Origin of the sequence: Microbispora corallina, assembly GCF_016863035.1 — a bacterium.
In the GTDB taxonomy this organism is placed as follows: domain Bacteria; phylum Actinomycetota; class Actinomycetes; order Streptosporangiales; family Streptosporangiaceae; genus Microbispora; species Microbispora corallina.
This window is the reverse complement of the sequence record NZ_BOOC01000103.1, coordinates 1-890: the sequence shown is the minus strand read 5'-3', so window position 1 is coordinate 890 and position 890 is coordinate 1. Positions and strand designations below refer to the sequence as shown.

Sequence of the window (890 nt, the reverse complement as noted above, 5' to 3'; positions counted from 1 at the left end):
ATCGTGGATGCGATGTTCAACCAGCACGCCAAGTGGCTGGAGTCGGCCAAGAAGATCCCGTGGCGGCGGCCGGTGGCCTCGCTGAACTACCTGCTGTCCTCGCACGTGTGGCGGCAGGACCACAACGGGTTCAGCCACCAGGACCCCGGCTTCCTGGACGTCGTGGTCAACAAGAAGGCCGAGGTGGTGCGGGTCTACCTGCCGCCGGACGCCAACACCCTGCTGTCGGTGGCCGACCACTGCCTGCGCTCACGCGACTACGTCAACGTGGTGGTGGCCGGCAAACAGCCCGTGCTCGACCTGATGAGCATGGACGAGGCGGTGGTGCACTGCACCCGCGGCCTGGGCATCCTTCAGTGGGCCTCCACCGACGCCGGGGCCGACCCCGACGTGGTGCTGGCCTGCGCCGGGGACGTGCCCACCCTGGAGACGCTGGCCGCGGCCGCGCTGCTGCGCGAGCACCTGCCCGAGCTGCGGGTGCGGGTGGTCAACGTGGTCGACCTGATGCGGCTGCAGCCGGCCTCCGAACACCCCCACGGGCTGGACGACACCGCCTTCGACGCGTTGTTCACCACCGACCGGCCGGTCGTCTTCAACTTCCACGGCTACCCGTGGCTGATCCACCGGCTGACCTACCGCCGGCACGGGCACGACAACCTGCACGTGCGGGGGTACAAGGAGGAGGGCACCACCACCACGCCGTTCGACATGGCGATGCTCAACGACATCGACCGCTACCACCTGGTGATCGACGTGGTCGACCGGGTACCCGGCCTCGGCGCCAGGGCCGCGCACCTGCGCCAGCGGATGACCGACGCCCGGCTGCGGGCCCGCGCCCACACCCGCGAGCACGGCGAGGACCCCGCCGAGATCCGCGACTGGACCTGGCC

The 890-nt window shown here is 70.3% G+C and carries 1 protein-coding gene; it reads left to right on the top strand.

The window, feature by feature from the left end; all coding sequences use genetic code 11:
• Positions 1 to 890, top strand: an 890-nt coding sequence (locus Mco01_RS38720) for a phosphoketolase family protein (RefSeq protein ID WP_486348088.1), incomplete at both ends; no start/stop codon positions are given.